Genomic DNA, 23,514 nt, shown 5'->3' on the forward strand with positions numbered 1-23,514 from the left:
CGCGCCCAAGGGCGCCTCCGCTAAAGCAGGGTCTGCTCGGTCAGACCCTGCAGGAGGTGCCCTCTGGGCGCGCGCGTTTTTCCGGTTCCGACAAATTCAACAAGCGAGGAGGATCGCCATGGGCGTGACCAATCGGTTGGCCTGTTACTCCGACCCCGCCGACCACTATTCCCACCGAGTGCGCATCGTGCTTGCAGAGAAGGGTGTCAGCGCCGAAATCATTTACGTGGAAGCCGGCCGGCAGCCGCCTAAACTGATTGAGGTGAACCCTTACGGCAGTCTGCCGACGCTGGTCGATCGTGACCTGGCGTTGTGGGAGTCGACCGTGGTGATGGAGTATCTGGATGAGCGTTACCCGCATCCGCCGCTGATGCCGGTTTATCCGGTGGCGCGAGCCAACAGCCGTCTGCTGATTCACAGGATTCAGCGTGACTGGTGCGGACTGGTGGATCTGATTCTGGATCCCAAGAGCAAAGAGGCCGCAAGGGTCGTGGCGCGCAAGGAATTGCGCGAAAGCCTGACCGGCGTTTCGCCGCTGTTCGCCGACAAACCGTTCTTCCTCAGTGAGGAACAAAGTCTGGTGGATTGCTGCCTATTACCCATACTCTGGCGTTTGCCGATTCTGGGTATTGAACTGCCGCGGCCGGCCAAGCCGCTGCTTGATTATATGGAGCGTCAGTTTGCGCGTGAGGCTTTCCAGGCGAGTCTGTCTGGTGTCGAACGCGATATGCGCTAAGGCTTAAGGAGCCGCTATGAACTCCAGTCGACCTTATCTGGTCCGCGCGCTCTACGAGTGGATTGTGGATAACGATTGCACACCGCACATGCTGGTCAACTCCGAGTACCCGGCGGTGCAGGTGCCGCAGGGTTTTGCCAGCGACGGCCAGATCGTCCTGAACATCTCGCCGAGTGCCGTGCGTCATCTGCACATGGACAACGACGTGGTGACATTCGAAGGCCGCTTCGGCGGTGTTCCGCACAGCCTCTATGTGCCGATCAGCGCGATTCTGGGTATCTACGCCCGGGAGAACGGCCAGGGGATGGTGTTTGACCTCGAGTTGCCGATGGATGACGAGGAAGACATTGATCCGGATGACGACTCGCCGCCTCCGGGCAGCGAGCCGCCGCGCCCAAGTGGCCGGCCGAGTTTGAAAGTTGTGAAATAAAAAAAAGGCGATCCGGTTGGATCGCCTTTTTTGTGTCTGCATTGGCCGGGTAGGAGCGGCCGAAGGCTGTTTTTAGAAGCACAAGATCAAGAGATCGCAGCCTCGTTGCACTCGTCAGCTCCTACACAGCTCCTGCGTAATCAGGTCAGTCGATGTATTCGAACAGTTTCACGATTTTCTGCACACCGGACACGCCCTGAACCAGGTTGGTCGCCTGATTGGCTTCCTGTTTGGTCAGCAGGCCCAGCAGATAGACGATGCCGTTTTCGGTCACGACTTTGATGCGCGAGCCAGGGATGCTGGCGTCAGTGAGCATCTGCGTCTTGATCTTGGTGGTCAGCCACGCGTCGTTCTGGCGAGCGAGCAGGGAGGACGGTTGCAGCACTTGCAGTTCGTTATGCACCTTCTTTACGCGCTGGACGTTGGCGGCGGCCTGTTCGGCCTTGGCCTTGAGGTCTTCGCGTGGCGTCTGGCCGGCAAGCAATACCACGCCGTTGAAGCTGGTGATGACAATGTGCGAGTCGTTGTCCAGAGCCGGGTCGGCCTTGGCGATGTTCACGCCTGCTTTGGTTTCGATCAGCGAATCGTCGATCTTGCTGCCAAAGGTGCGCGTGCCACGGTCGTCTTCGATCGGCGCTTCACGGCTGGCATTCACCACCGAGGTGCAGCCGCTGATGCCGAGGCACAAGGTCAAGGCCAGAAGGCCAAGGCGATTAGGGGTCATTCTTCACTCCCGAACAGTTGGCTGTCGATCAGATCGCAAAGGCAATGGATCGCCAGCAAGTGGACTTCCTGAATACGTGCAGTGACGTTGGCCGGTACGCGAATCTCCACGTCCTCGGGCAACAGCAGCGACGCCATGCCGCCGCCATCGCGTCCGGTCAAAGCTACGACAATCATTTCGCGATCATGTGCGGCCTGGATCGCTTGAATAATGTTCGCCGAGTTGCCGCTGGTCGAAATCGCCAGCAACACATCGCCCGGCTGACCGAGCGCGCGGATCTGTTTGGAGAACACTTCGTTGTAGCTGTAATCGTTGGCGATCGAAGTGATCGTAGAAGTGTCGGTGGTCAGCGCAATCGCCGGCAGGCTCGGGCGTTCGCGCTCGAAGCGGTTGAGCAGTTCCGAGGAAAAATGCTGGGCGTCGCCGGCCGAGCCACCGTTGCCACAAGAGAGCATTTTGCCTTCGTTGAGCAGGGCGTTGACCATGATCTGGCTGGCTTGCTCGATGTGCGGTGCAAGTACGTCCATCGCCTGTTGCTTGGTGTCGATACTGGCCTGGAAAAGCTGGCGAATTCGGGATTGCATGTCCATCTGTGTGACCTTAAGTGGCGCGGCTGTTCGGCACGTGAATGTGCAGCCCGCAAAGCAAAGAGCAAAATGTGTCGGACGAAAACGGGGCAGGGTGCAGGCGATCAACTGTCGAAAGCATTCTGCAACCAGTTCAGCTGATTCGGGCGGCTGTCGATCGCCACCACATCGAAGCGGCAGGGGGAATTGGCCCAACGCGACTCGCGCTGAAGAAAATACTGTGCTGCAAAGATCAGTTTCTGCTGCTTGCGCTCGTCGATACTGGCGAGCGCGCCACCCCATTGAGTGTTTTTTCTGTAGCGAACTTCAACGAATACTACTGTATCGCCATCAAGCATGACCAGATCAAGCTCGCCGCGTTTGCATAACCAGTTTTGCGCCACCAGGCGCAGCCCCTGTTGTTGCAGATGTTCGAGCGCCTGGCGCTCGGCATCCTTGCCGCTTTGCGAGCGTGACCTGTCGGGCATCAGCGTGGGGTGTCCGGCAGACGCTGCACCTGACCGCTGACAAACTGCGCCCACGGCAGCTGGCGCACAACGCGCTGGGTCTGGGTCATGCCAAGGCTGCCCGACTGACCTTCGATGCGGCTGTCCGGCAGGGCTTTGAGTTGACCCAGGCGCGGTGCCAGGCGATAGGCATCGGCGCCCATGGCGTAGAGGCGACCGAGGCTGCCGTTCGCTTGCGGCCATTGCGCAGCGACTTGCTGGCGCAGCGGATCGCTGGTTTCCAGCAGCCAGGGTGTTTCGCAGAAGCGAATGCCGTTCATGTCGTTGTACTGGTTGACGTCGCCGCTGGCACTGTACACATGGGAAGTCGCGTAGACCGGAACATCACCGGCGTACTGGAAGTTCAGGGTCGGCTTGATCTGCTGGGCCTGTTGCGGTGTGGCGGCCAGGAAAATGAATTCGATGTCCTGGCGGCGTGAAGGCTGGGCTGCGACGTTGGTACCAGCAACGTTCTGCAGGCTCTTGGCGCGGGCTTCGCTCTGACGCAACTGGAACATGTCGGCAATCTGCTGCGCCAGTTGCACCGGCTGATCAACTCGCTCGGTGGCAACGATGCTGCCGCCATTGGCCTGCCAGTCCTGGCTGAAGGCGCGCAGCACGCGATCACCCCATTCGCCTTTCGGCACCATGATCGCGGCGCGATGCAAGCCATCGGCACGGGCGCGGCGCGAGACTTCCCGAGCTTCGTCTTCAGCAGCAAGGCCGAACTGGAACAATTGCGCCGGGCCTTGCTCGCCTTCGCTGTAGTTCAGCGCCAGGGTGGTGATCGGCAATTGCGGACGGGTGCTCAATTGCTTGACCAGTGGTTTTTCCAGCGGGCCGACCACCAGCTGCACGCCGTCAGCCTGAGCCTTGCGATAGAACTCGTCCATCGAGGTCAGTTTCGAGCTGTCGTAAAACTCAATCGCTGGCGGATTCTGACCGGCCTGTTGCGCTTGATAATGCGCCGCCATGAAGCCTTCGCGCAGCGCTTTGCCAACCGACGCCAACTGGCCGTCTTGTGGCAGCAGCAGGGCGATTTTGCCCAGCGGCTGGCTGGCCAGTTCCTTGAGTTTGGTCAGCGGCAGCGGCAGGTTGATCGCTGCCGGGTGCTTTGGATTCTGCGCGCGCCAGTTGTCGATCGCAGCTTGCTGCTGCTCCAGCGTGCCTGCGGTTTTCACTGCTTGCGCCAGTGCCATCCAGCCGCCGAGATCATCGGTGGTGTTCGGTTGCAGCTGATCGGTTGGCAGCGAGGCGATCAGGGTCCAGATCGCTTCGTGGTTCTTGCTCGCGGCTTCGCCTTCCAGCATTGGTGCGATGAACACACGTTCGCGAGCAGCCGCCAATGTCTGACCGTCGGCTTCCAGGGCGCGGGCATGAACGGTGCCGGTGCGCACTTGCTGCTCTTGCGGCATTTCACCGAGCTTTTGGAAGCTTGGATGGCTCAGCGCAGTTAGCGCAGCTTTCGGCTGATTGCGCGTCATGGCCAGTTCGGCGGACAGCGTATTGGCGAAAATCTGCTGGCCTGGCTTGAGTTGCTCGATCGGCACTTGTTGCAGGATTTGCGCGGACTGGCCGGCATTGCCTTGGCGGTAAGCCTGGTCTGCCGCGCTCAGGCGCAACAGGGCGGCTTGTTCCGGGGTTTTAGCCTGGGCAGCCTGTTCGAGCAGTTGCTCGATGCTGGCGTCCGGAGTCCGTGGAAGTTCGCCAAGGCTGGAGGAAGGGGAGCTGGCACACGCGGCCAACAGGGCAGCGAGGCAGAGGGCAGTGAACAGCCGCAGGCAAGCGATCATGTAAGTGTTCCTGATACTCGATCAAATTAGCGTGGAATTGTACCCAAGCACTGGCCGGGGCGCGATGTTAGTGGCGTGAATCGGTCAATTTAGCTGGAGTAAATGTTGCGGCAGCGCACAACCGTGCGAAAAACCGCACTCGGCCGGAGCGCATCGCAAGCCTCGTGACGCGCTACAATGGCCGCTTTTACCGATCACGAGGTGTGCGCTTTGACTGCTCCAGGTCCTTTGAATTCCGCTGCTGGCTCGCTTTATGTGGTGGCGACGCCCATCGGCAACCTGGACGACATCAGCGCCCGGGCCCTGAAGATCCTGCGTGAAGTGGCGCTGATTGCCGCCGAAGACACGCGGCACTCGGCGCGCCTGATGCAGCACTTCGGTATCGGCACGCCGCTGGCCGCGTGCCACGAGCACAACGAACGGGATGAGGGTAGTCGCTTTATTACCCGGTTGCTGGCGGGCGACAACGTGGCGCTGATTTCCGATGCCGGTACGCCGCTGATCTCTGATCCGGGTTATCACCTGGTGCGTCAGGCCCGGGCGGCCGGCATCAATGTGGTACCGGTGCCCGGTGCCTGCGCGTTGATCGCGGCGCTTTCGGCGGCGGGGTTGCCGTCCGACCGTTTTATTTTCGAAGGTTTCCTGCCGGCCAAGTCGGTCGGGCGCAAGGCACGTCTGGAAGCGGTTAAAGAAGAACCACGCACGTTGATCTTCTATGAAGCGCCGCATCGCATTCTCGAATGTTTGCAGGATATGGAAGCGGTGTTTGGTGGTGAGCGTCAGGCTTTATTGGCGCGGGAAATCACCAAAACCTTCGAAACCCTCAAAGGCCTGCCGCTCAGTGAGTTGCGCGCGTTCGTCGAGTCCGACAGCAATCAGCAGCGTGGCGAGTGTGTGGTGCTGGTGGCCGGCTGGACGGCGCCGCAATCAGAAGACGCAGTCAGCAGCGAAGCCATGCGCATCCTCGATCTGCTCCTGGAGGAAATGCCGCTCAAGCGCGCCGCTGCACTGGCAGCGCAAATTACCGGCGAACGCAAAAACGTGCTTTATCAAGTGGCGCTGGATAAGCAGAAAGGCGTGTAAGCCGTCGCCCATGGCGTTCTTGAGGGTTTTAGCGCTTGTTCTTCCGGCGCTCTGCCGTTAACCTTCGCGGCGGAGAGTCGATCGGACAGTCGCTGCCCTCTATGAAAATTAGGGGGGGGAGGAAAGTCCGGGCTCCATAGGGCGAAGTGCCAGGTAATGCCTGGGAGGCGTGAGCCTACGGAAAGTGCCACAGAAAATAACCGCCTAAGCGCGCAAGCGCCGGTAAGGGTGAAAAGGTGCGGTAAGAGCGCACCGCACGTCTGGCAACAGTTCGTGGCTAGGTAAACCCCACTTGGAGCAAGACCAAATAGGGTCCCAAGGCGTGGCCCGCGCTGGGACCGGGTAGGTTGCTAAAGATGTCCAGTGATGGCCATCGTAGACGAATGACTGTTCAAGACAGAACCCGGCTTACAGATCGACTCTCCACCTTTTTCTTTCCCTGCCTGGAACATGGAAGGCGCGGCTGTGTAATATCAGTCGGCCCGCTCTGAAATTCCGGCAGCGGCAAACGCGGTAATAGCCTTTTCCCACCCTGCTTCATTCATCAGCCGAAGCGCCTTTGTAATACCGAAAAAATCTTACTCTTAACAAACTACTTTAACTTTCGAGCGCAGCTTTCAGTGCTGCATCAGGTTATTGGTCAAAACTTCACGTCAGATTCTCGTTAAGCCTCCTTTTACCTCGCTAAATCTCCGTTCTGTAAGGGTTTTCCTTTAATCCGCGCCTTGACGGTGTGGTGGGCGCATTCCTATAGTGTGCGCAAGTGGCGGAAAGTGGCATGAAGTGGGTTTTTTGAGCTCAAAACGATAAAAATTGGAGAAACGCTGACGTGTTTCGCGGAGCTAACGCTATCAGTCTCGATGCAAAGGGCCGTCTCGCTATGCCGAGCCGGTACCGTGACGAGCTCGATTCGCGCAGTGCCGGCCAATTGATCGTGACCATTGATGCCGTAGATCCATGTTTGTGTGTCTACCCGCTCGACGAGTGGGAAATCATTGAAACCAAGTTGCGCGCACTCCCTTCGCTTCGCGAAGAGAACCGTCGTCTGCAACGTTTGCTGATTGGTAATGCCGTCGACCTTGAACTCGATGGCAGTGGTCGTTTCCTGGTTCCGCCGCGTCTGCGCGAATACGCCAAGCTGGATAAGCGCGTAATGCTGGTGGGCCAACTGAACAAGTTCCAATTGTGGGACGAGGATGCATGGAACGCGGTGTCTGCCGCTGACCTTGCTGCTATTCAACAACCGGGCGCGATGCCTGATGAACTGCGTGATTTGATCCTGTGACTATTGATAGCGGCTTTAACCACATCACCGTACTGCTTGACGAAGCCGTCGAGGCTCTCGCCGTACGTCCTGATGGCTGCTATCTGGACGGCACGTTCGGGCGCGGTGGGCACAGCCGATTGATCCTCAGCCAGCTCGGGCCGGACGGTCGACTTATCGGATTCGACAAGGATCCTCAAGCGATTGCCACCGGGCAAACGCTAGCGGCCGAAGACGGCCGCTTTGTCGTTGTGCAGCGCAGCTTTGCCGAGCTCGGTTCGGTGGTTGCCGAGCAGGGTCTGGCCGGCAAGGTCAGCGGCATTCTGCTCGACCTCGGCGTGTCGTCGCCGCAGCTGGACGACGCCGAGCGCGGCTTCAGTTTCCTCAATGACGGGCCGCTGGACATGCGCATGGACCCGTCCCGTGGCATCAGCGCGGCCGAGTTCGTCAACACCGCGCCGGCTGAAGAAATCGCCCGCGTGTTCAAGGAATACGGCGAAGAACGTTTCTCCGGGCGTATGGCCCGTGCCGTCGCCGAGCGTCGTGACATCAAGCCGTTCGAGCGCACCGCCGATCTGGCTGAAGTGCTGAAAGTCGCCAACCCGGCATGGGAAAAGGGCAAGAACCCGGCCACCCGCGCGTTCCAGGGCTTGCGCATTCACGTCAATAACGAATTGGGTGATCTGGAAGCGGGCCTCGAGGCCGCACTGGACGCGCTGGAAGTCGGCGGTCGTCTGGTGGTGATCAGCTTCCATTCGCTGGAAGACCGCATCGTCAAACTGTTCATGCGCAAACTGGTGAAAGGCGAGGCAGACAACCTGCCGCGCAACCTGCCGGTTCGCCACGTCGCCTTCGAACCGAAAATCAAAATCCACGGCAAAGCGCAGACGGCCTCTGACGCCGAACTCAAAGCCAACCCACGTTCCCGTAGCGCTGTCATGCGTGTTGCGGAGAAGTTGCGGTGAGCAAGCTTTTCGCCAAGCCATTGCCTGGCGGCAGCTTTCTGATGCTGCTGCTGTTTATCGGTGTGCTTTTTTCGGCAATCGCCGTGTCGTACAGCGCGCACTGGAATCGTCAGTTGCTCAACACCCTTTATAACGAACTCAGTGTGCGCGACAAGGCGCAGGCCGAGTGGGGCCGCTTGATTCTCGAGCAGAGCACCTGGACCGCGCACAGTCGCATTGAAGTGCTGGCCACCGAACAATTGAAAATGCACATTCCCGGCGCGGCTGACGTGAAGATGGTGGCGCCATGATGAAACTCGAAGGCGCGCTGTTTCCGTGGCGCTTCCGCCTGATGGTGGCGCTGCTCGGTCTGATGGTCGCGGCGATCTGCTGGCGAATCATCGACCTGCAAGTGGTCGACCGTGACTTCCTCAAAGGCCAGGGCGACGCCCGCAGTCTGCGACACATCCCGATTCCGGCGCACCGTGGTCTGATCACCGACCGTAACGGCGAGCCTCTGGCCGTGAGTACCCCGGTGACCACGCTGTGGGCGAACGCCAAGGAAATGCAGTCGGCCAAAGAGAAGTGGCCGGCACTCGCTGCCGCGCTGGGCCAGGATCCGAAAGCCCTGAGCGAGCGCCTCGAAGCGCAGGCCAACAAAGAATTCATCTATCTGGTGCGCGGATTGACCCCCGAGCAGGGCCAGGCCGTGCTCGATCTGAAAGTGCCGGGCGTTTACGGCATCGAAGAATTCCGCCGCTTCTACCCGGCCGGTGAAGTCACCGCGCACATGGTCGGGTTTACCGACATCGACGATCACGGTCGTGAAGGCGTCGAGCTGGCCTATGACGAATGGCTGGCCGGGGTGCCGGGCAAACGACAAGTGATCAAGGATCGCCGCGGACGGCTGATCAAGGATGTCCAGGTCACCAAGAACGCCAAGGCCGGCAAGCCCTTGGCGTTGTCGATTGACCTGCGTCTGCAATACCTGGCCAACCGCGAGCTGCGCAACGCGATCATCGAGAACGGCGCCAAGGCCGGCAGTCTGGTGATCATGGATGTGAAGACCGGCGAGATTCTCGCCATGGTCAATCAGCCGACCTACAACCCGAATAACCGCCGCAACCTGCAGCCGGCGATGATGCGCAACCGCGCGATGATCGACGTGTTCGAACCGGGTTCGACGATGAAAGCCATCTCGATGAGCGCGGCGATCGAAACCGGCCGCTGGAAACCGAGTGACACCGTCGAGGTGTATCCGGGCTCGTTGCAGATCGGCAAATACACCATTAAAGACGTATCGAAATCCGAAGGCCCGGTGCTCGACCTGACCGGCATTCTGATCAATTCCAGTAACGTCGGCATGAGTAAAGTCGCCTTCGATATCGGCGGTGAGACGATTTTCCGCCTCGCGCAGAAAGTCGGCCTTGGCCAGGACACCGGTCTGGGCTTCCCCGGCGAACGTGTCGGCAATCTGCCGAACTACCGCGAATGGCGCAAGGCCGAAACTGCAACCTTGTCTTACGGCTACGGTATTTCCGTGACCGCCATCCAGCTGGTGCACGCGTTCTCGGCGTTGGCCAACAACGGGCGCCTCGCGCCACTGACCCTGATCAAAACCGACAAGATGCCGCAGACCACGCAAGTGCTGCCCGAAGCCGTGGCAAAAACCATGCAGGGCATGTTGCAGCAAGTGATCGAAGCGCCGCGCGGCGTGTTCCGTGCACAAGTGCCGGCTTATCACGTCGGCGGCAAGTCGGGTACCGCGCGCAAGACCTCGGTCGGCACCAAGGGCTATGCGGAAAATTCTTACCGTTCGCTGTTCGCCGGCTTCGGCCCGATGAGCGATCCGCGTTACGCCATCGTTGTGGTGATCGATGAGCCGACCAAGGCCGGTTACTTCGGTGGTCTGGTTTCGGCGCCGGTGTTCAGCCGCGTGATGTCGGGCACCCTGCGCCTGATGAACGTGACCCCGGACAACCTGCCGACCACCCAACAGGCCAACGCCACCCCGGTCGTTCCGCTGAAAGCCAATGGAGGGCGCGGCTGATGTCATTGAGTCTGAACAAGATATTCCCCCACGCCGGCCACGATCTGTTGATCCGTGAACTGGCGCTGGACAGCCGCAACGTGCGCGCCGGCGATCTGTTTCTCGCCGTGCCCGGCGGCAAATTCGACGGTCGTGCGCACATCGCCGATGCCCTGCAACGCGGCGCCGCAGCCGTGGCGTATGAAGTGGAAGGCGCGACTGTGCTGCCGATCACCGATGTGCCGCTGATTCCGGTCAAAGGTCTGGCGGCGCAGCTGTCGGACATCGCCGGGCGCTTTTATGGTGAACCGAGTCATCACCTGAATCTGATCGGTGTGACTGGTACCAACGGCAAGACCAGCGTGACCCAACTGGTTGCGCAGGCACTGGATCTGCTCGGCCAGCATTGCGGCATCGTCGGCACCTTGGGTTCCGGCTTCTATGGCGCGCTGGAAAGCGGTTTGCATACCACGCCGAATCCGATCGCCGTGCAGGCGACGCTGGGCGACCTGAAAAAGGCCGGCGCCAAAGCCGTGGCCATGGAAGTGTCGTCCCACGGACTGGATCAGGGCCGGGTTACCGCGCTGGCGTTCGACGTGGCCGTGATGACCAACCTGTCCCGCGATCATCTGGATTACCACGGCACTATGCAGGCGTATGCCGAGGCCAAGGCCAGGCTGTTCGCCTGGAACGACCTGAAGTGCCGCGTGGTCAACCTCGACGACGATTTCGGCCGGCAACTGGCGGCGGAAAAACGCGAGTCGCGTTTGATCACCTACAGCCTGCTCGACAGCAGCGCTTACCTGTTCTGCCGCGAAGCGCAGTTCGATGACCACGGCGTGCGCGCCACGCTGGTCACGCCGCAGGGCGAGCATCATCTGCGCAGCACGTTGCTCGGGCGTTTCAACCTGAGCAACGTTCTGGCGGCAGTCGGCGCCTTGCTCGGTCTGGATTACGCCCTCGACGAAATTCTCAAGGTGCTACCGAAACTCGAAGGCCCGGCCGGGCGCATGCAGCGTCTGGGCGGCGGCACGCAGCCGCTGGTGGTGGTCGATTACGCCCACACTCCGGACGCGCTGGAAAAAGTCCTGAGCGCACTGCGCCCCCATGTCAAAGGCCAACTGCTGTGCCTGTTCGGCTGTGGCGGCGATCGCGATCGCGGCAAGCGTCCTTTGATGGCTGAAGTGGTCGAGCGTCTGGCCGATCAGGTGCTGGTCACCGACGACAACCCGCGCACTGAAGATCCTGCTGTGATTTTCGACGACATCCGCGCCGGTTTCACCGCTGTGGATAAAGTCAGTTTCGTCGCCGGTCGCGGCCGGGCGATTGCGCAGTTGATTGCTGGCGCGACCGCTGACGACGTGATTGTGCTCGCCGGCAAAGGTCACGAGGACTATCAGGAAATCAACGGCGTGCGCCAGCCGTTTTCCGATCTGGTCGAGGCCGATCATGCCCTGACCGCGTGGGAGGTGGCCCATGCTTAAGGCCCTGACACTCAGCGAACTGACCAACGCCCTCCAAGCCCGCCTGATCGGCAGCGATGCCAGCTTCAATGGCGTCAGCATCGATAGCCGCGCCATTCAGCCGGGACAGCTTTTCGTCGCGCTGACTGGGCCGCGTTTCGACGGTCATGATTATCTGAACGACGTCGCCGGCAAAGGCGCCGTTGCAGCACTGGTCGAGCGCGAAGTCGCCGACAGCACGCTGCCGCAGTTGCTGGTCAAGGACACCCGTCAGGCGCTGGGCCAACTCGGCGCGTTGAACCGTGCTGCGTTCACCCAGCCAGTGGCGGCGGTGACCGGTTCCAGTGGCAAGACCACGGTCAAGGAAATGCTCGCGAGCATCCTGCGTACCCGCGGTCCGGTGCTGGCGACCCGTGGCAACCTGAACAACGACCTCGGCGTCCCGCTGACCCTGATCGAACTGGCGCCGGAGCACACCTCGGCCGTGATCGAACTGGGCGCCTCGCGTCTCGGTGAAATCGCCTACACCGTCGGGCTGACCAAGCCGCACGTAGCGATCCTGAACAACGCCGGCACCGCTCACGTCGGTGAGTTCGGCGGTCCGGAAAAAATCGTCGAAGCCAAAGGCGAAATCATCGAGGGTCTGGCCGCCGATGGCATCGCCGTGCTCAACCTCGATGACAAGGCTTTCGGTATCTGGAAGACCCGCGCTGCCGGTCGTCAGGTGCTGACCTTCGCCCTGAGCAACAGCGAGGCGAATTTCCATGCCAGCGATCTGGCCACTGATGCCCGTGGTTGCCCGGCGTTCAACCTGCACACCCCTGAAGGCAGTGAGCGCGTGCAACTGAATCTGCTCGGTACCCATAACGTCGCCAATGCCCTGGCTGCCGCCGCTGCTGCCCACGCCTTGGGCGTGTCGTTGTTCGGCATCGCCACCGGCCTCGGCGCGGTGCAACCGGTCAAGGGGCGCACCGTCGCGCAACTGGCGAAAAACGGCATGCGCGTCATCGATGATACGTACAACGCAAACCCCACCTCGATGTGTGCGGCCGTTGATATACTCGCCGGCTTTTCCGGCCGCACCGTCCTTGTGCTCGGAGATATCGGCGAGTTGGGCGACTGGGCGGAGCAGGGGCACCGCGACGTGGGCGAGTACGCCCGAGGCAAGGTTTCCGCGCTTTACGCGGTCGGGCCGAACATGGTCCACGCGGTAAACGCTTTCGGTGAGCAGGCGCAGCACTTCGGCACCCAGGCCGAGCTGATCCAGGCCCTCGCCGCCGAGCAGGACACAAACACCACCATTTTGATCAAGGGTTCGCGTAGCGCAGCGATGGAAAACATCGTTGCGGCTCTGTGCGGGTCCAGTCTGGAGAAACATTAATGCTGCTGCTGCTAGCGGAGTATCTGCAACAGTTCTACAAAGGCTTCGCGGTCTTCCAGTACCTGACCCTGCGCGGGATTCTCGGTGTGCTGACCGCGCTGGTCTTGTCGCTGTGCTATGGCCCGTGGATGATCCGTACTCTGCAGAACCGTCAGATCGGCCAATCGGTACGTAACGACGGCCCGCAATCGCACCTGTCCAAATCCGGCACGCCGACCATGGGTGGCGCGCTGATTCTGTCTTCGATCGGCGTCAGCACCTTGCTCTGGGCTGACCTGAGCAACCGCTACGTCTGGGTGGTGCTGCTGGTGACACTGCTGTTCGGCGCCATCGGCTGGGTCGACGATTACCGCAAAGTCATCGAGAAAAACTCCCGTGGCCTGCCGAGCCGCTGGAAGTATTTCTGGCAGTCGGTGTTCGGCCTCGGCGCAGCGATCTTTCTTTATATGACTGCTGCGACGCCGGTGGAAACCACGCTGATCCTGCCGATGCTCAAGGACTACAGCATTCCGCTGGGCGCCGGGTTCATCGTGCTGACCTACTTCGTGATTGTCGGTTCGAGCAACGCGGTCAACCTGACTGACGGCCTCGACGGTCTGGCGATCATGCCAACCGTGATGGTCGGCGGCGGTCTGGGGATTTTCTGCTACCTGTCGGGTAACGTGAAATTCGCCGAATACCTGCTGATTCCATATGTGCCTGGCGCGGGCGAGCTGATTGTGTTCTGCGGCGCGCTGATCGGTGCCGGCCTCGGTTTCCTCTGGTTCAACACCTATCCGGCGCAAGTGTTCATGGGCGACGTCGGTGCCCTGGCACTCGGCGCGGCACTGGGCACCATTGCGGTTATCGTCCGTCAGGAAATCGTCCTGTTCATCATGGGCGGCGTGTTCGTGATGGAAACCCTGTCAGTGGTCATTCAGGTTGCCTCCTTTAAGCTGACCGGTCGCCGCGTGTTCCGCATGGCGCCGATCCACCACCACTTTGAACTCAAGGGCTGGCCCGAGCCGCGCGTGATCGTCCGTTTCTGGATCATCACCGTGATTCTCGTCCTGGTCGGCCTTGCCACCCTGAAGCTGAGGTAGAACGAGTGTCTCTGATCGCTTCTGACCACTTCCGCATCGTTGTCGGCCTCGGCAAGAGCGGCATGTCCCTGGTTCGCTTCCTGGCGAACCGGGGCACGTCGTTTGCCGTCGCCGACACGCGGGAAAATCCACCGGAACTGGCCACGCTCAAGCGTGACTATCCGCACGTGGAAGTGCGTTGTGGCGAGCTGGACGTCGAATTCCTCTGCCGTGCCGACGAGCTCTACGTGAGCCCCGGCCTGGCGCTGGCGACTCCGGCCCTGCAAGCCGCCGCCGCGCGTGGTGTGAAAATGTCCGGCGACATCGAGTTGTTCGCGCGTAACGCGCGGGCGCCGATCGTCGCGATCACCGGTTCCAACGCGAAAAGCACCGTCACCACGCTGGTCGGCGAGATGGCGGCTGCAGCCGGCAAGCGCGTCGCCGTTGGCGGCAACCTCGGCACCCCGGCGCTGGATCTGCTCAGCGATGACGTCGAGCTGTACGTCATGGAGCTGTCGAGTTTCCAGCTGGAAACCACCGACCAGCTCAACGCCGAAGTTGCCACCGTGCTGAACATCAGCGAAGACCACATGGATCGCTACAGCGGTCTGCCGGCGTATCACCTGGCCAAGCACCGGATCTTCCGCGGCGCCAGGCAGTTCGTGGTCAACCGTCAGGATGCCCTGAGCCGTCCACTGATCGGCGAAGGCCAGCCATGCTGGACTTTTGGTTTGAGCAAACCGGACTTCAAGGCCTTCGGCATTCGCGAAGAAGATGGCGAGAAGTATCTGGCCTTCGAATTCCAGAACCTGATGCCGGTGCGTGAACTGAAGGTTCGCGGCGCACACAACCAGTCCAACGCTCTTGCAGCATTGGCGCTGGGTCACGCTGTGGGTTTGCCGTTCGACGCCATGCTCTCGGCACTGCGCACGTTTGCCGGCCTCGAGCACCGCTGCCAGTGGGTACGCGATCTCGACGGCGTGGCCTATTACAACGATTCCAAAGCCACCAACGTTGGCGCTGCGCTGGCCGCCATCGAAGGCCTCGGTGCGGACATCGACGGCAAGGTCATTCTGATCGCCGGCGGTGACGGCAAAGGCGCCGAATTCAACGATCTGCGCGATCCGGTGGCGGCCAACTGCCGCGCCGTAGTGCTGATGGGCCGCGACTCGGACAAGATCGGCGAAGCGCTCGGCGATGCCGTGCCCTTGATCCGCGCGACCTCGCTGGTCGACGCCGTCGCGCAATGCCGCGCCGCTGCCCAATCGGGTGACGTGGTGCTGCTGTCACCGGCCTGCGCCAGTTTCGACATGTTCAAGAATTATGAAGACCGTGGTCACCAGTTCGTCCGCGCCGTGGAGGAACTGGCATGAACCTGAGAAACATCATCAAGCCGTACCCGTCGCCGCTGATCACCGGGCGTGGCATTGATCTCGACTTCCCGATGCTCGCCGGTTGTCTGGCGCTGCTCGGTCTGGGTCTGATCATGATTGCCTCGGCGTCGACTGAAGTGGCAGCCGCGCAGTCGGGCAGCCCGCTGTATTACATGATTCGCCACCTTATTTATGTGGTGCTGGGTTTGGGTGCTTGCATCGTCACCATGATGATTCCGATCGCCACTTGGCAACGCCTCGGCTGGATGATGCTGATCGGCGCGTTCGGTTTGCTGGTGATGGTGATCATCCCCGGCATCGGCCGCGAAGTGAACGGTTCGATGCGCTGGATCGGTTTCAGTTTCTTCAACGTGCAGCCTTCGGAAATCGCCAAGGTGTTTGTGGTGATCTACCTCGCCGGTTATCTGGTGCGCCGCCAGAAAGAAGTGCGTGAGAGCTGGATGGGCTTCTTCAAGCCGTTCATTGTCCTGCTGCCGATGGCCGGTCTGTTGCTGATGGAACCGGACTTCGGCGCCACCGTAGTCATGATGGGCGCGGCGGCGGCGATGCTGTTCCTTGGCGGGGTCGGGTTGTTCCGCTTCTCGCTGATGGTGGTGCTGGCGGTTGGCGCGGTGGTGTTGCTGATCCAGATGCAGCCTTATCGAATGGCGCGTCTGACCAACTTTGCCGACCCGTGGGCTGACCAGTTCGGCGCCGGCTATCAACTGTCGCAAGCCTTGATCGCTTTCGGTCGCGGCGAGTGGCTTGGCGTCGGCCTGGGCAACAGCGTGCAGAAACAGTTCTACCTGCCGGAAGCGCATACCGACTTCGTGTTCTCGGTACTTGCTGAAGAACTTGGCGCGGTCGGTTCGCTGTGCACCGTCGCGCTGTTCGTGTTCGTGTGTATTCGCGGCATGTACATCGGCCTGTGGGCGGAGAAGGCCAAGCAGTTCTTCGCCGCTTACGTGGCTTATGGCTTGTCGTTCCTGTGGATTGGACAGTTCCTGATCAACATCGGTGTGAACGTCGGCCTGCTGCCAACCAAGGGTCTGACCCTGCCGTTCCTCAGTTACGGCGGCAGCTCGCTGGTGATCTGCTGCGCCTGTCTGGGTCTGTTGCTGCGCATCGAGTGGGAGAGTCGAACCCACCTGGGCAGCGAAGAGATGGAATTCCAGGAGAGCGACTTCGCTGAGGAGCCGACTCATGGGCGCTAACGTATTGATCATGGCCGGCGGTACCGGTGGTCATGTGTTCCCGGCGCTGGCCTGTGCCCGCGAATTCCAGGCACGCGGCTACACCGTGCACTGGCTTGGCACGCCGCGCGGCATCGAAAACGAACTGGTCCCGGCGGCAGGTCTTGAATTGCACCGGATCAACGCCAGCGGCCTGCGTGGCAAGGGCAAGCTGTCGCTGCTCAAGGCGCCGCTGATGTTGCTGAAATCGGTTTGGCAGGCGCGGGCGATCATGCGCCGCCTGAAGCCGGTGTGTGTAGTCGGCTTTGGCGGTTATGTGACTGGCCCGGGCGGCCTTGCCGCGAAACTGGCCGGCGTGCCGGTGATCGTTCACGAGCAGAACGCTGTCGCCGGGACCGCCAATCGGTTGCTGGTGCCGTTCGCCGCCCGAGTGTGTGAAGCGTTCCCCGACACCTTTACTCTGTCGGACAGCCGCCGTACCACCGGTAATCCGGTGCGCAGCGAGCTGTTCCTCGAAACATCGCGACCGGCGCTGGCCGGCCGCAAAGCGCGTTTGCTGATCCTTGGCGGTAGCCTGGGCGCAGAACCGTTGAATAAATTACTGCCTGAAGCCCTGGCCCAAGTCGCTGCCGATTTGCGCCCGGATGTGTTTCATCAGGCCGGCAAGAATCACGATGAAGTGACTGCCGAGCGTTACCGCGCCGCAGGCGTGGAAGCGCAGGTGCAGCCGTTCATCAAAGACATGGCCCAAGCCTATGGCTGGGCTGACCTGGTGGTGTGCCGCGCCGGCGCGCTGACCATCAGTGAGCTGGCGGCCGCCGGTCTGCCCTCGATGCTGGTGCCTTTGCCCCACGCGATCGACGATCACCAGACCCGCAACGCCGATTATTTGGCCCGCGAAGGCGCTGCCTTCCTGATGCCGCAAAGAACGACTGGTGCCGCGGACCTTGCCGCGCGCCTGACAGAGGTCTTGATGCAACCGCAACGACTCGAAGCAATGGCCCAAGCGGCCCGCCGACTGGCCAAACCCGATGCCACCCGTAGCGTGGTCGATACCTGTCTGGAGGTGGCCCATGGTTGAGAATCAGAAAGCCATGCCACAACCGGAAATGCGCCGTATCCGTCGCATCCACTTCGTCGGTATCGGCGGCGTGGGCATGTGCGGTATCGCTGAAGTGTTGTTGAACCTGGGCTATCAAGTCTCCGGTTCCGACCTGAAAGCGTCGCCGGTCACCGAGCGCCTGGAATCGTTTGGCGCGCAGATCTTCATCGGTCACCGTGCCGAGAACGCCGCTACCGCCGACGTACTGGTGGTGTCGAGCGCTGTGAATACCTCCAACCCGGAAGTCGCGACTGCGCTTGAGCGCCGCATTCCGGTGGTACCGCGTGCGGAAATGCTCGCCGAACTGATGCGCTATCGCCACGGCATCGCCGTCGCCGGTACGCACGGCAAAACCACGACGACCAGCCTGATCGCTTCGGTGTTCGCTGCCGGTGGCCTCGATCCGACCTTCGTGATCGGTGGCCGGTTGAATGCGGCGGGTACCAATGCCCAGCTCGGCACCAGCCGTTACCTGATCGCCGAAGCCGACGAGAGCGATGCGAGCTTCCTGCACCTGCAACCGTTGGTGGCCGTGGTCACCAATATCGACGCCGACCACATGGCGACCTACGATGGCGACTTCAACAAACTGAAGAAAACCTTCGTTGAATTCCTGCACAACCTGCCGTTCTACGGGCTGGCGGTGATGTGCCTGGACGATCCGGTGGTGCGCGAAATCCTCCCGCTGGTCAAACGTCCGACCGTGACCTACGGCTTCAGCGAAGACGCTGACGTGCGCGCAATCAATGTGCGCCAGCAGGGCATGCAGACCTTCTTCACCGTGCTGCGCCCGGATCGCGAGCCGCTGGACGTGTCGGTGAACATGCCCGGCAATCACAACGTGCTCAACTCGCTGGCGACCATCTGCATCGCCACCGACGAAGGCGTCAGCGATGAAGCCATCGTGCAGGGCCTTTCGGGTTTCCAGGGCGTTGGTCGGCGCTTCCAGGTCTACGGCGAACTGCCGGTGGAGGGCGGCAACGTGATGCTGGTCGACGACTACGGCCATCACCCGACCGAAGTCGCGGCGGTGATCAAAGCCGTGCGCGGTGGCTGGCCGGAGCGCCGTCTGGTGATGGTCTACCAGCCACATCGCTACAGCCGCACGCGCGATCTGTACGACGACTTCGTCAATGTACTGGCCGACGCCAACGTGCTGCTGCTGATGGAAGTGTATCCGGCCGGCGAAGAGCCGATCCCGGGCGCCGACAGCCGCAAGCTGTGCAACAGCATCCGCCAGCGCGGCCAGCTCGACCCGATCTACATCGAGCGTGGCGTCGACCTCGCGCCGCTGGTCAAGCCGCTGCTGCGTGCCGGCGACATCCTGTTGTGCCAGGGCGCTGGTGATATCGGCGGTCTCGCGCCGAAGCTGTTGAAAAGTGAATTGTTCGCCGGCGCCGTGGCGGCGCCGGTCGAGGGGAAGTTGAAATGACTGCTGCCTACGCCAAGCTGTTCTCCACGATCGCGCCGAAAGACTTCGGCCGCGTCGCCGTGCTTTTTGGCGGCCTGAGTGCCGAGCGTGAGGTTTCGCTGAAATCCGGTAATGCCGTGCTCGAGGCGCTGCAAAGCGCTGGCGTCGACGCGTTCGGCATCGATGTGGGTCAAGACTTCCTGCAGCGCCTGCTCAGCGAAAAGATCGACCGTGCGTTCATCATTCTCCACGGTCGTGGCGGCGAAGACGGCAGCATGCAGGGCCTGCTCGAGTGCGCGGGCATTCCGTACACCGGCAGTGGCATTCTGGCCTCGGCACTGGCGATGGACAAACTGCGCACCAAGCAGGTCTGGCACAGCCTCGGCATTCCGACGCCGCGTCACGCCGTGCTGTGCAGCGAAGCCGATTGTATTTCGGCGGCGACGGAACTGGGCCTGCCTTTGATCGTCAAACCGGCGCATGAAGGTTCAAGTATCGGGATGGCCAAAGTGAGTTCTGCGTCCGAGTTGATCGACGCATGGAAAGCGGCCAGTACCTACGATTCACAAGTGTTGGTCGAGCAATGGATTCAAGGTCCGGAGTTCACCATCGCCACTCTGCGTGACCAGGTGTTGCCTCCTATCGCCCTGGGTACACCGCACACGTTCTACGACTACGACGCCAAGTACATCGCCAATGATACCCAGTACCGCATTCCGTGCGGGCTGGATGCCGCCAAAGAACAGGAACTCATGGATCTCACGGCCAAGGCCTGTGAGGCGCTGGGTATTGCCGGTTGGGGCCGGGCGGACGTGATGCAGGACGCCGACGGGCAGTTCTGGTTCCTCGAAGTGAATACCGCACCGGGCATGACCGATCACAGTCTGGTGCCGATGGCGGCGCGTGCTGCCGGTCTGGATTTCCAGCAACTGGTACTGGCCATTCTGGCCGCCAGCGTTGAAGACGCTGGCAATAAAGAGGCGCGAGGTTAAGACCATGCAAGGCGCTCATCTGCGACATCAGCCCCCCGCACCCGGCCGCAAGCCGGTGCCGCGTGGCGCCAGCCGAATGGTGGCGAAAGAGCCGATGTCCGCGCGCCTGCCGAAAGCCAATTTCGGCTTTTTGAAAAGTCTGTTCTGGCCGGTGCTGCTGGTGGCGCTGGGCTTTGGCACCTACGAAGGCGCGCAGCGTCTGCTGCCGTACGCCGACCGGCCGATCAGCAAGGTCGCGGTGCAGGGCGACCTGAGTTACATCAGCCAGCAGGCGGTGCAGCAGCGAATCGCGCCGTTCGTGGCGTCGAGCTTCTTCACCATCGACCTCGCCGGCATGCGCAAAGAGCTGGAACAGATGCCATGGATCGCTCATGCCGAAGTGCGCCGGGTGTGGCCGGACCAGGTGGTGATCCGCCTCGAAGAGCAATTGCCGGTGGCCCGATGGGGCGACGAGTCGCTGCTGAACAATCAGGGTCAGGCATTTACCCCCAGAGAGCTGGCGAACTACGAACACCTGCCGCAGCTGTTCGGCCCACAACGGGCTCAGCAGCAGGTGATGCAGCAGTATCAGGTGCTGAGCCAACTGCTGCGGCCGCTGGGTTTTTCGATTGCACGCCTGGAATTGCGTGAACGCGGCAGCTGGTTCCTGACCACCGGTGCCGGCAGTTCCGGCCCCGGCATCGAGTTGCTGCTGGGACGCGGCAACCTGGTGGAAAAGATGCGCCGCTTCATCGCCATCTATGACAAGACGCTGAAAGAGCAGATTACGAACATTGCGCGCATCGATCTGCGCTACGCCAACGGCCTCGCTGTTGGCTGGCGGGAACCCGTAGCGCCGACGACAGCCCAACCCGCTGTCGCAAAGAATTAAGAAGAGGCAGGACCCATGGCAAACGTGCAAAGCGGCAAAATGATCGTCGGTCTGGATATCGGCACCTCCAAAGTGGTGGCGCTGGTAGGCGAGGTCGCGGACGACGGCCAGCTGGAAATCGTCGGGATCGGCACGCATCCGTCCCGCGGCCTGAAGAAGGGCGTGGTGGTCAACATCGAATCCACCGTGCAGTCGATCCAGCGCGCGATCGAAGAAGCCCAACTGATGGCCGGCTGCCGCATTCACTCGGCGTTCGTCGGCGTGGCCGGCAATCACATCCGCAGCCTGAATTCCCACGGCATCGTTGCGATCCGTGATCGTGAAGTCAGCTCGGCTGACCTTGAGCGTGTACTCGACGCCGCCCAGGCCGTGGCGATCCCGGCTGACCAGCGCGTGCTGCACACCCTGCCGCAGGATTACGTGATCGATAACCAGGAAGGCGTGCGCGAGCCGCTGGGCATGTCCGGCGTGCGTCTGGAAGCCAAGGTTCACGTGGTCACCTGCGCCGTCAACGCTGCACAGAACATTGAAAAATGCGTGCGTCGCTGCGGTCTGGAAATCGACGACATCATTCTTGAGCAACTGGCCTCGGCCTACTCGGTGCTGACCGACGACGAAAAAGAACTGGGCGTGTGTCTGGTCGACATCGGCGGCGGCACCACCGACATCGCGATCTTCACCGAAGGCGCGATCCGTCACACCGCGGTGATCCCGATTGCCGGTGATCAGGTGACCAACGACATCGCCATGGCGTTGCGCACCCCGACCCAGTACGCCGAAGAGATCAAGATCCGTTACGCCTGCGCCCTGGCCAAACTGGCCGGTGCCGGCGAAACCATCAAGGTGCCGAGCGTTGGCGACCGTCCACCGCGCGAACTGTCGCGTCAGGCCCTGGCCGAAGTGGTCGAGCCGCGTTACGACGAACTGTTCACCCTGATCCAGGCCGAGCTGCGTCGCAGCGGCTACGAAGACCTGATCCCGGCGGGCATCGTGCTCACCGGTGGTACGTCGAAAATGGAAGGCGCCACTGAACTGGCCGAAGAGATCTTCCACATGCCGGTGCGCCTCGGTGTGCCGCATGGCGTGAAAGGTCTGGATGACGTGGTGCGCAACCCGATTTATTCCACTGGCGTTGGTTTGTTGATGTACGGCCTGCAGAAGCAGTCCGACGGAGTTTCGTTCTCCGGCATCGGCAGCCGCGACAGCTACAGCAGCGAAGAGCCACAGGCGCCGTTGCTGGACCGCTTGAAGAAGTGGGTTCAAGGCAATTTTTAAAGCTTTACCGCAACACCGCTACAAACAGCAGTAGGCGAAAAAACTAGAGAATGTAAGGAGAGGGAAAATGTTCGAACTCGTAGACAACATCCCCGCAAGCCCGGTAATCAAAGTTATCGGTGTCGGCGGTGGCGGCGGCAACGCTGTCAATCACATGGTCAAGAGCAACATCGAAGGCGTTGAGTTCATCTGCGCCAACACCGATGCTCAAGCGCTGAAAAACATCGGCGCGCGGACCATCCTGCAACTGGGCACCGGCGTGACCAAAGGCCTGGGTGCCGGCGCGAATCCGGAAGTCGGCCGTCAAGCCGCTCTGGAAGACCGCGAGCGCATTGCCGAAGTGCTGCAGGGCACCAACATGGTGTTCATCACCACTGGCATGGGCGGCGGTACCGGTACCGGTGCAGCGCCGATCATTGCCGAAGTGGCCAAGGAAATGGGCATCCTGACCGTTGCGGTCGTGACCCGTCCGTTCCCGTTCGAAGGCCGCAAGCGTATGCAGATCGCCGACGAAGGCATCCGCATGCTTTCCGAAAGCGTTGACTCGCTGATCACCATTCCGAACGAAAAACTGCTGACCATCCTCGGCAAAGATGCCAGCCTGCTGTCGGCTTTCGCCAAGGCAGACGATGTACTGGCCGGTGCCGTTCGCGGTATCTCCGACATCATCAAGCGTCCGGGCATGATCAACGTCGACTTCGCCGACGTGCGCACCGTGATGAGCGAAATGGGCATGGCAATGATGGGCACTGGCTGCGCCAGCGGTCCGAACCGTGCACGTGAAGCCACCGAAGCGGCGATCCGCAACCCGCTGCTCGAAGACGTCAACCTGCAAGGCGCGCGCGGCATTCTGGTGAACATCACCGCAGGTCCCGACCTGTCGCTGGGTGAGTACTCCGACGTCGGTTCGATCATCGAAGCCTTCGCTTCCGAGCACGCGATGGTCAAGGTCGGTACCGTTATCGATCCGGACATGCGCGACGAGCTGCACGTGACCGTGGTTGCTACCGGTCTGGGCGCGAAAATCGAGAAGCCTGTGAAGGTCATCGACAACACCGTTCACACCTCCATGGCTTCGGCGCAGGTGCAGCAACCGGCTCCGGCCCGTCAGGAGCAGCCTGCGGTGAACTACCGTGATCTGGATCGTCCGACCGTCATGCGCAACCAGGCTCAGGCCGGGGCTGCGGCTGCCGCGAAGATGAATCCGCAGGATGACCTGGACTACCTGGACATTCCGGCATTCCTGCGTCGTCAGGCCGATTGATGGAATGTATCAGGGCTATGAAGGTGATTGGTGTTCAGCAAAGGCATGGTCTG

At 61.3% G+C, this 23,514-nt stretch carries 22 protein-coding genes and 1 other RNA gene; 19 read left to right on the plus strand and 4 right to left on the minus strand.

Annotated features, from left to right (window positions below):
* Positions 1 to 118: 118 nt before the first annotated feature.
* Both CXF97_RS25185 and CXF97_RS25190 read left to right on the plus strand, forming a co-directional pair.
* Positions 119 to 736 carry a glutathione S-transferase N-terminal domain-containing protein gene (locus CXF97_RS25185; protein ID WP_007961620.1) on the plus strand — a complete coding sequence of 206 codons (618 nt, stop codon included), beginning with the start codon at positions 119 to 121 and terminating at the stop codon, positions 734 to 736.
* A gap of 16 nt (positions 737 to 752) precedes the next feature.
* Positions 753 to 1,166, plus strand: a complete 414-nt coding sequence (locus CXF97_RS25190; protein ID WP_016773263.1) for a ClpXP protease specificity-enhancing factor — start codon at positions 753 to 755, stop codon at positions 1,164 to 1,166.
* Positions 1,167 to 1,311: 145 nt separating this feature from the next.
* Here CXF97_RS25190 and CXF97_RS25195 read toward each other — a convergent pair whose 3' ends face one another.
* The 4 genes from CXF97_RS25195 to CXF97_RS25210 form a co-directional block, all read right to left on the minus strand.
* The gene (locus CXF97_RS25195; protein WP_101161952.1) at positions 1,312 to 1,890 is read right to left on the minus strand and encodes a BON domain-containing protein; all 579 of its coding nucleotides are present in this window, start codon (positions 1,888 to 1,890) and stop codon (positions 1,312 to 1,314) included.
* A complete protein-coding gene (locus CXF97_RS25200) occupies positions 1,887 to 2,480 on the minus strand; it encodes a phosphoheptose isomerase (RefSeq protein WP_008082788.1) in 594 nt (197 codons plus the stop codon). The genes CXF97_RS25195 and CXF97_RS25200 overlap by 4 nt, the downstream gene beginning before the upstream one ends.
* Positions 2,481 to 2,581: 101 nt before the next feature.
* Positions 2,582 to 2,944: a YraN family protein gene (locus CXF97_RS25205; RefSeq protein WP_101161953.1), complete on the minus strand. Its 363-nt coding sequence runs from the start codon at positions 2,942 to 2,944 to the stop codon at positions 2,582 to 2,584.
* Entirely contained in the window at positions 2,944 to 4,755 is a 1,812-nt protein-coding gene (locus CXF97_RS25210; protein ID WP_101161954.1) for a penicillin-binding protein activator, read from the minus strand. Before CXF97_RS25210 ends, CXF97_RS25205 begins: the two co-directional genes overlap by 1 nt.
* Positions 4,756 to 4,932: 177 nt before the next feature.
* On the opposite strand from CXF97_RS25210, the gene rsmI reads away from it, so the two are divergent.
* The 17 genes from rsmI to ftsZ all read left to right on the plus strand — a co-directional run bounded on the left by rsmI (position 4,933) and on the right by ftsZ (position 23,461).
* Positions 4,933 to 5,838, plus strand: coding sequence for a 16S rRNA (cytidine(1402)-2'-O)-methyltransferase (gene rsmI, locus CXF97_RS25215; RefSeq protein ID WP_178081234.1), 906 nt, complete (start codon positions 4,933 to 4,935; stop codon positions 5,836 to 5,838).
* Between the two features lie 73 nt (positions 5,839 to 5,911).
* Positions 5,912 to 6,265: RNase P RNA component class A (gene rnpB, locus CXF97_RS25220), an RNA gene on the plus strand.
* Positions 6,266 to 6,667: 402 nt separating this feature from the next.
* On the plus strand, positions 6,668 to 7,123 hold the full coding sequence (gene mraZ / locus CXF97_RS25225) for a division/cell wall cluster transcriptional repressor MraZ (protein ID WP_101161956.1): 456 nt from the start codon (positions 6,668 to 6,670) through the stop codon (positions 7,121 to 7,123).
* Positions 7,120 to 8,067, plus strand: a complete 948-nt coding sequence (gene rsmH / locus CXF97_RS25230) for a 16S rRNA (cytosine(1402)-N(4))-methyltransferase RsmH (protein ID WP_371918395.1) — start codon at positions 7,120 to 7,122, stop codon at positions 8,065 to 8,067. The genes mraZ and rsmH overlap by 4 nt, the downstream gene beginning before the upstream one ends.
* Positions 8,064 to 8,357, plus strand: a complete 294-nt coding sequence (gene ftsL, locus CXF97_RS25235; protein WP_016773269.1) for a cell division protein FtsL — start codon at positions 8,064 to 8,066, stop codon at positions 8,355 to 8,357. The genes rsmH and ftsL overlap by 4 nt, the downstream gene beginning before the upstream one ends.
* Positions 8,357 to 10,096: a penicillin-binding protein 2 gene (locus CXF97_RS25240; protein ID WP_178081236.1), complete on the plus strand. Its 1,740-nt coding sequence runs from the start codon at positions 8,357 to 8,359 to the stop codon at positions 10,094 to 10,096. The genes ftsL and CXF97_RS25240 overlap by 1 nt, the downstream gene beginning before the upstream one ends.
* Positions 10,096 to 11,559 carry a UDP-N-acetylmuramoyl-L-alanyl-D-glutamate--2,6-diaminopimelate ligase gene (locus CXF97_RS25245; RefSeq protein ID WP_101161958.1) on the plus strand — a complete coding sequence of 488 codons (1,464 nt, stop codon included), beginning with the start codon at positions 10,096 to 10,098 and terminating at the stop codon, positions 11,557 to 11,559. The genes CXF97_RS25240 and CXF97_RS25245 overlap by 1 nt, the downstream gene beginning before the upstream one ends.
* Positions 11,552 to 12,919 carry a UDP-N-acetylmuramoyl-tripeptide--D-alanyl-D-alanine ligase gene (murF, locus tag CXF97_RS25250; protein WP_101161959.1) on the plus strand — a complete coding sequence of 456 codons (1,368 nt, stop codon included), beginning with the start codon at positions 11,552 to 11,554 and terminating at the stop codon, positions 12,917 to 12,919. The genes CXF97_RS25245 and murF overlap by 8 nt, the downstream gene beginning before the upstream one ends.
* On the plus strand, positions 12,919 to 14,001 hold the full coding sequence (mraY, locus tag CXF97_RS25255; protein ID WP_016773275.1) for a phospho-N-acetylmuramoyl-pentapeptide-transferase: 1,083 nt from the start codon (positions 12,919 to 12,921) through the stop codon (positions 13,999 to 14,001). The genes murF and mraY overlap by 1 nt, the downstream gene beginning before the upstream one ends.
* A 5-nt stretch (positions 14,002 to 14,006) precedes the next feature.
* Entirely contained in the window at positions 14,007 to 15,353 is a 1,347-nt protein-coding gene (murD, locus tag CXF97_RS25260) for a UDP-N-acetylmuramoyl-L-alanine--D-glutamate ligase (RefSeq protein WP_101161960.1), read from the plus strand.
* Entirely contained in the window at positions 15,350 to 16,567 is a 1,218-nt protein-coding gene (gene ftsW, locus CXF97_RS25265; protein WP_016773276.1) for a putative lipid II flippase FtsW, read from the plus strand. The genes murD and ftsW overlap by 4 nt, the downstream gene beginning before the upstream one ends.
* Positions 16,557 to 17,627: an undecaprenyldiphospho-muramoylpentapeptide beta-N-acetylglucosaminyltransferase gene (murG, locus tag CXF97_RS25270; protein WP_101161962.1), complete on the plus strand. Its 1,071-nt coding sequence runs from the start codon at positions 16,557 to 16,559 to the stop codon at positions 17,625 to 17,627. The genes ftsW and murG overlap by 11 nt, the downstream gene beginning before the upstream one ends.
* Complete coding sequence (gene murC / locus CXF97_RS25275; RefSeq protein WP_101161963.1) at positions 17,620 to 19,080, plus strand: UDP-N-acetylmuramate--L-alanine ligase; 1,461 nt, start codon at positions 17,620 to 17,622, stop codon at positions 19,078 to 19,080. Before murG ends, murC begins: the two co-directional genes overlap by 8 nt.
* Positions 19,077 to 20,051 (plus strand): D-alanine--D-alanine ligase, encoded by a 975-nt coding sequence (locus CXF97_RS25280; protein ID WP_101161964.1) that lies wholly within the window; start codon positions 19,077 to 19,079, stop codon positions 20,049 to 20,051. The genes murC and CXF97_RS25280 overlap by 4 nt, the downstream gene beginning before the upstream one ends.
* 4 nt (positions 20,052 to 20,055) lie before the next feature.
* Complete coding sequence (locus CXF97_RS25285; protein ID WP_101161965.1) at positions 20,056 to 20,922, plus strand: cell division protein FtsQ/DivIB; 867 nt, start codon at positions 20,056 to 20,058, stop codon at positions 20,920 to 20,922.
* 15 nt (positions 20,923 to 20,937) lie between these two features.
* Positions 20,938 to 22,197: a cell division protein FtsA gene (gene ftsA, locus CXF97_RS25290; protein ID WP_016773282.1), complete on the plus strand. Its 1,260-nt coding sequence runs from the start codon at positions 20,938 to 20,940 to the stop codon at positions 22,195 to 22,197.
* Positions 22,198 to 22,264: 67 nt separating this feature from the next.
* On the plus strand, positions 22,265 to 23,461 hold the full coding sequence (ftsZ, locus tag CXF97_RS25295) for a cell division protein FtsZ (RefSeq protein WP_101161966.1): 1,197 nt from the start codon (positions 22,265 to 22,267) through the stop codon (positions 23,459 to 23,461).
* Positions 23,462 to 23,514: the final 53 nt, after the last annotated feature.

The sequence above is a fragment of the Pseudomonas sp. Choline-02u-1 genome, assembly GCF_002836515.1.
In the GTDB taxonomy this organism is placed as follows: domain Bacteria; phylum Pseudomonadota; class Gammaproteobacteria; order Pseudomonadales; family Pseudomonadaceae; genus Aquipseudomonas.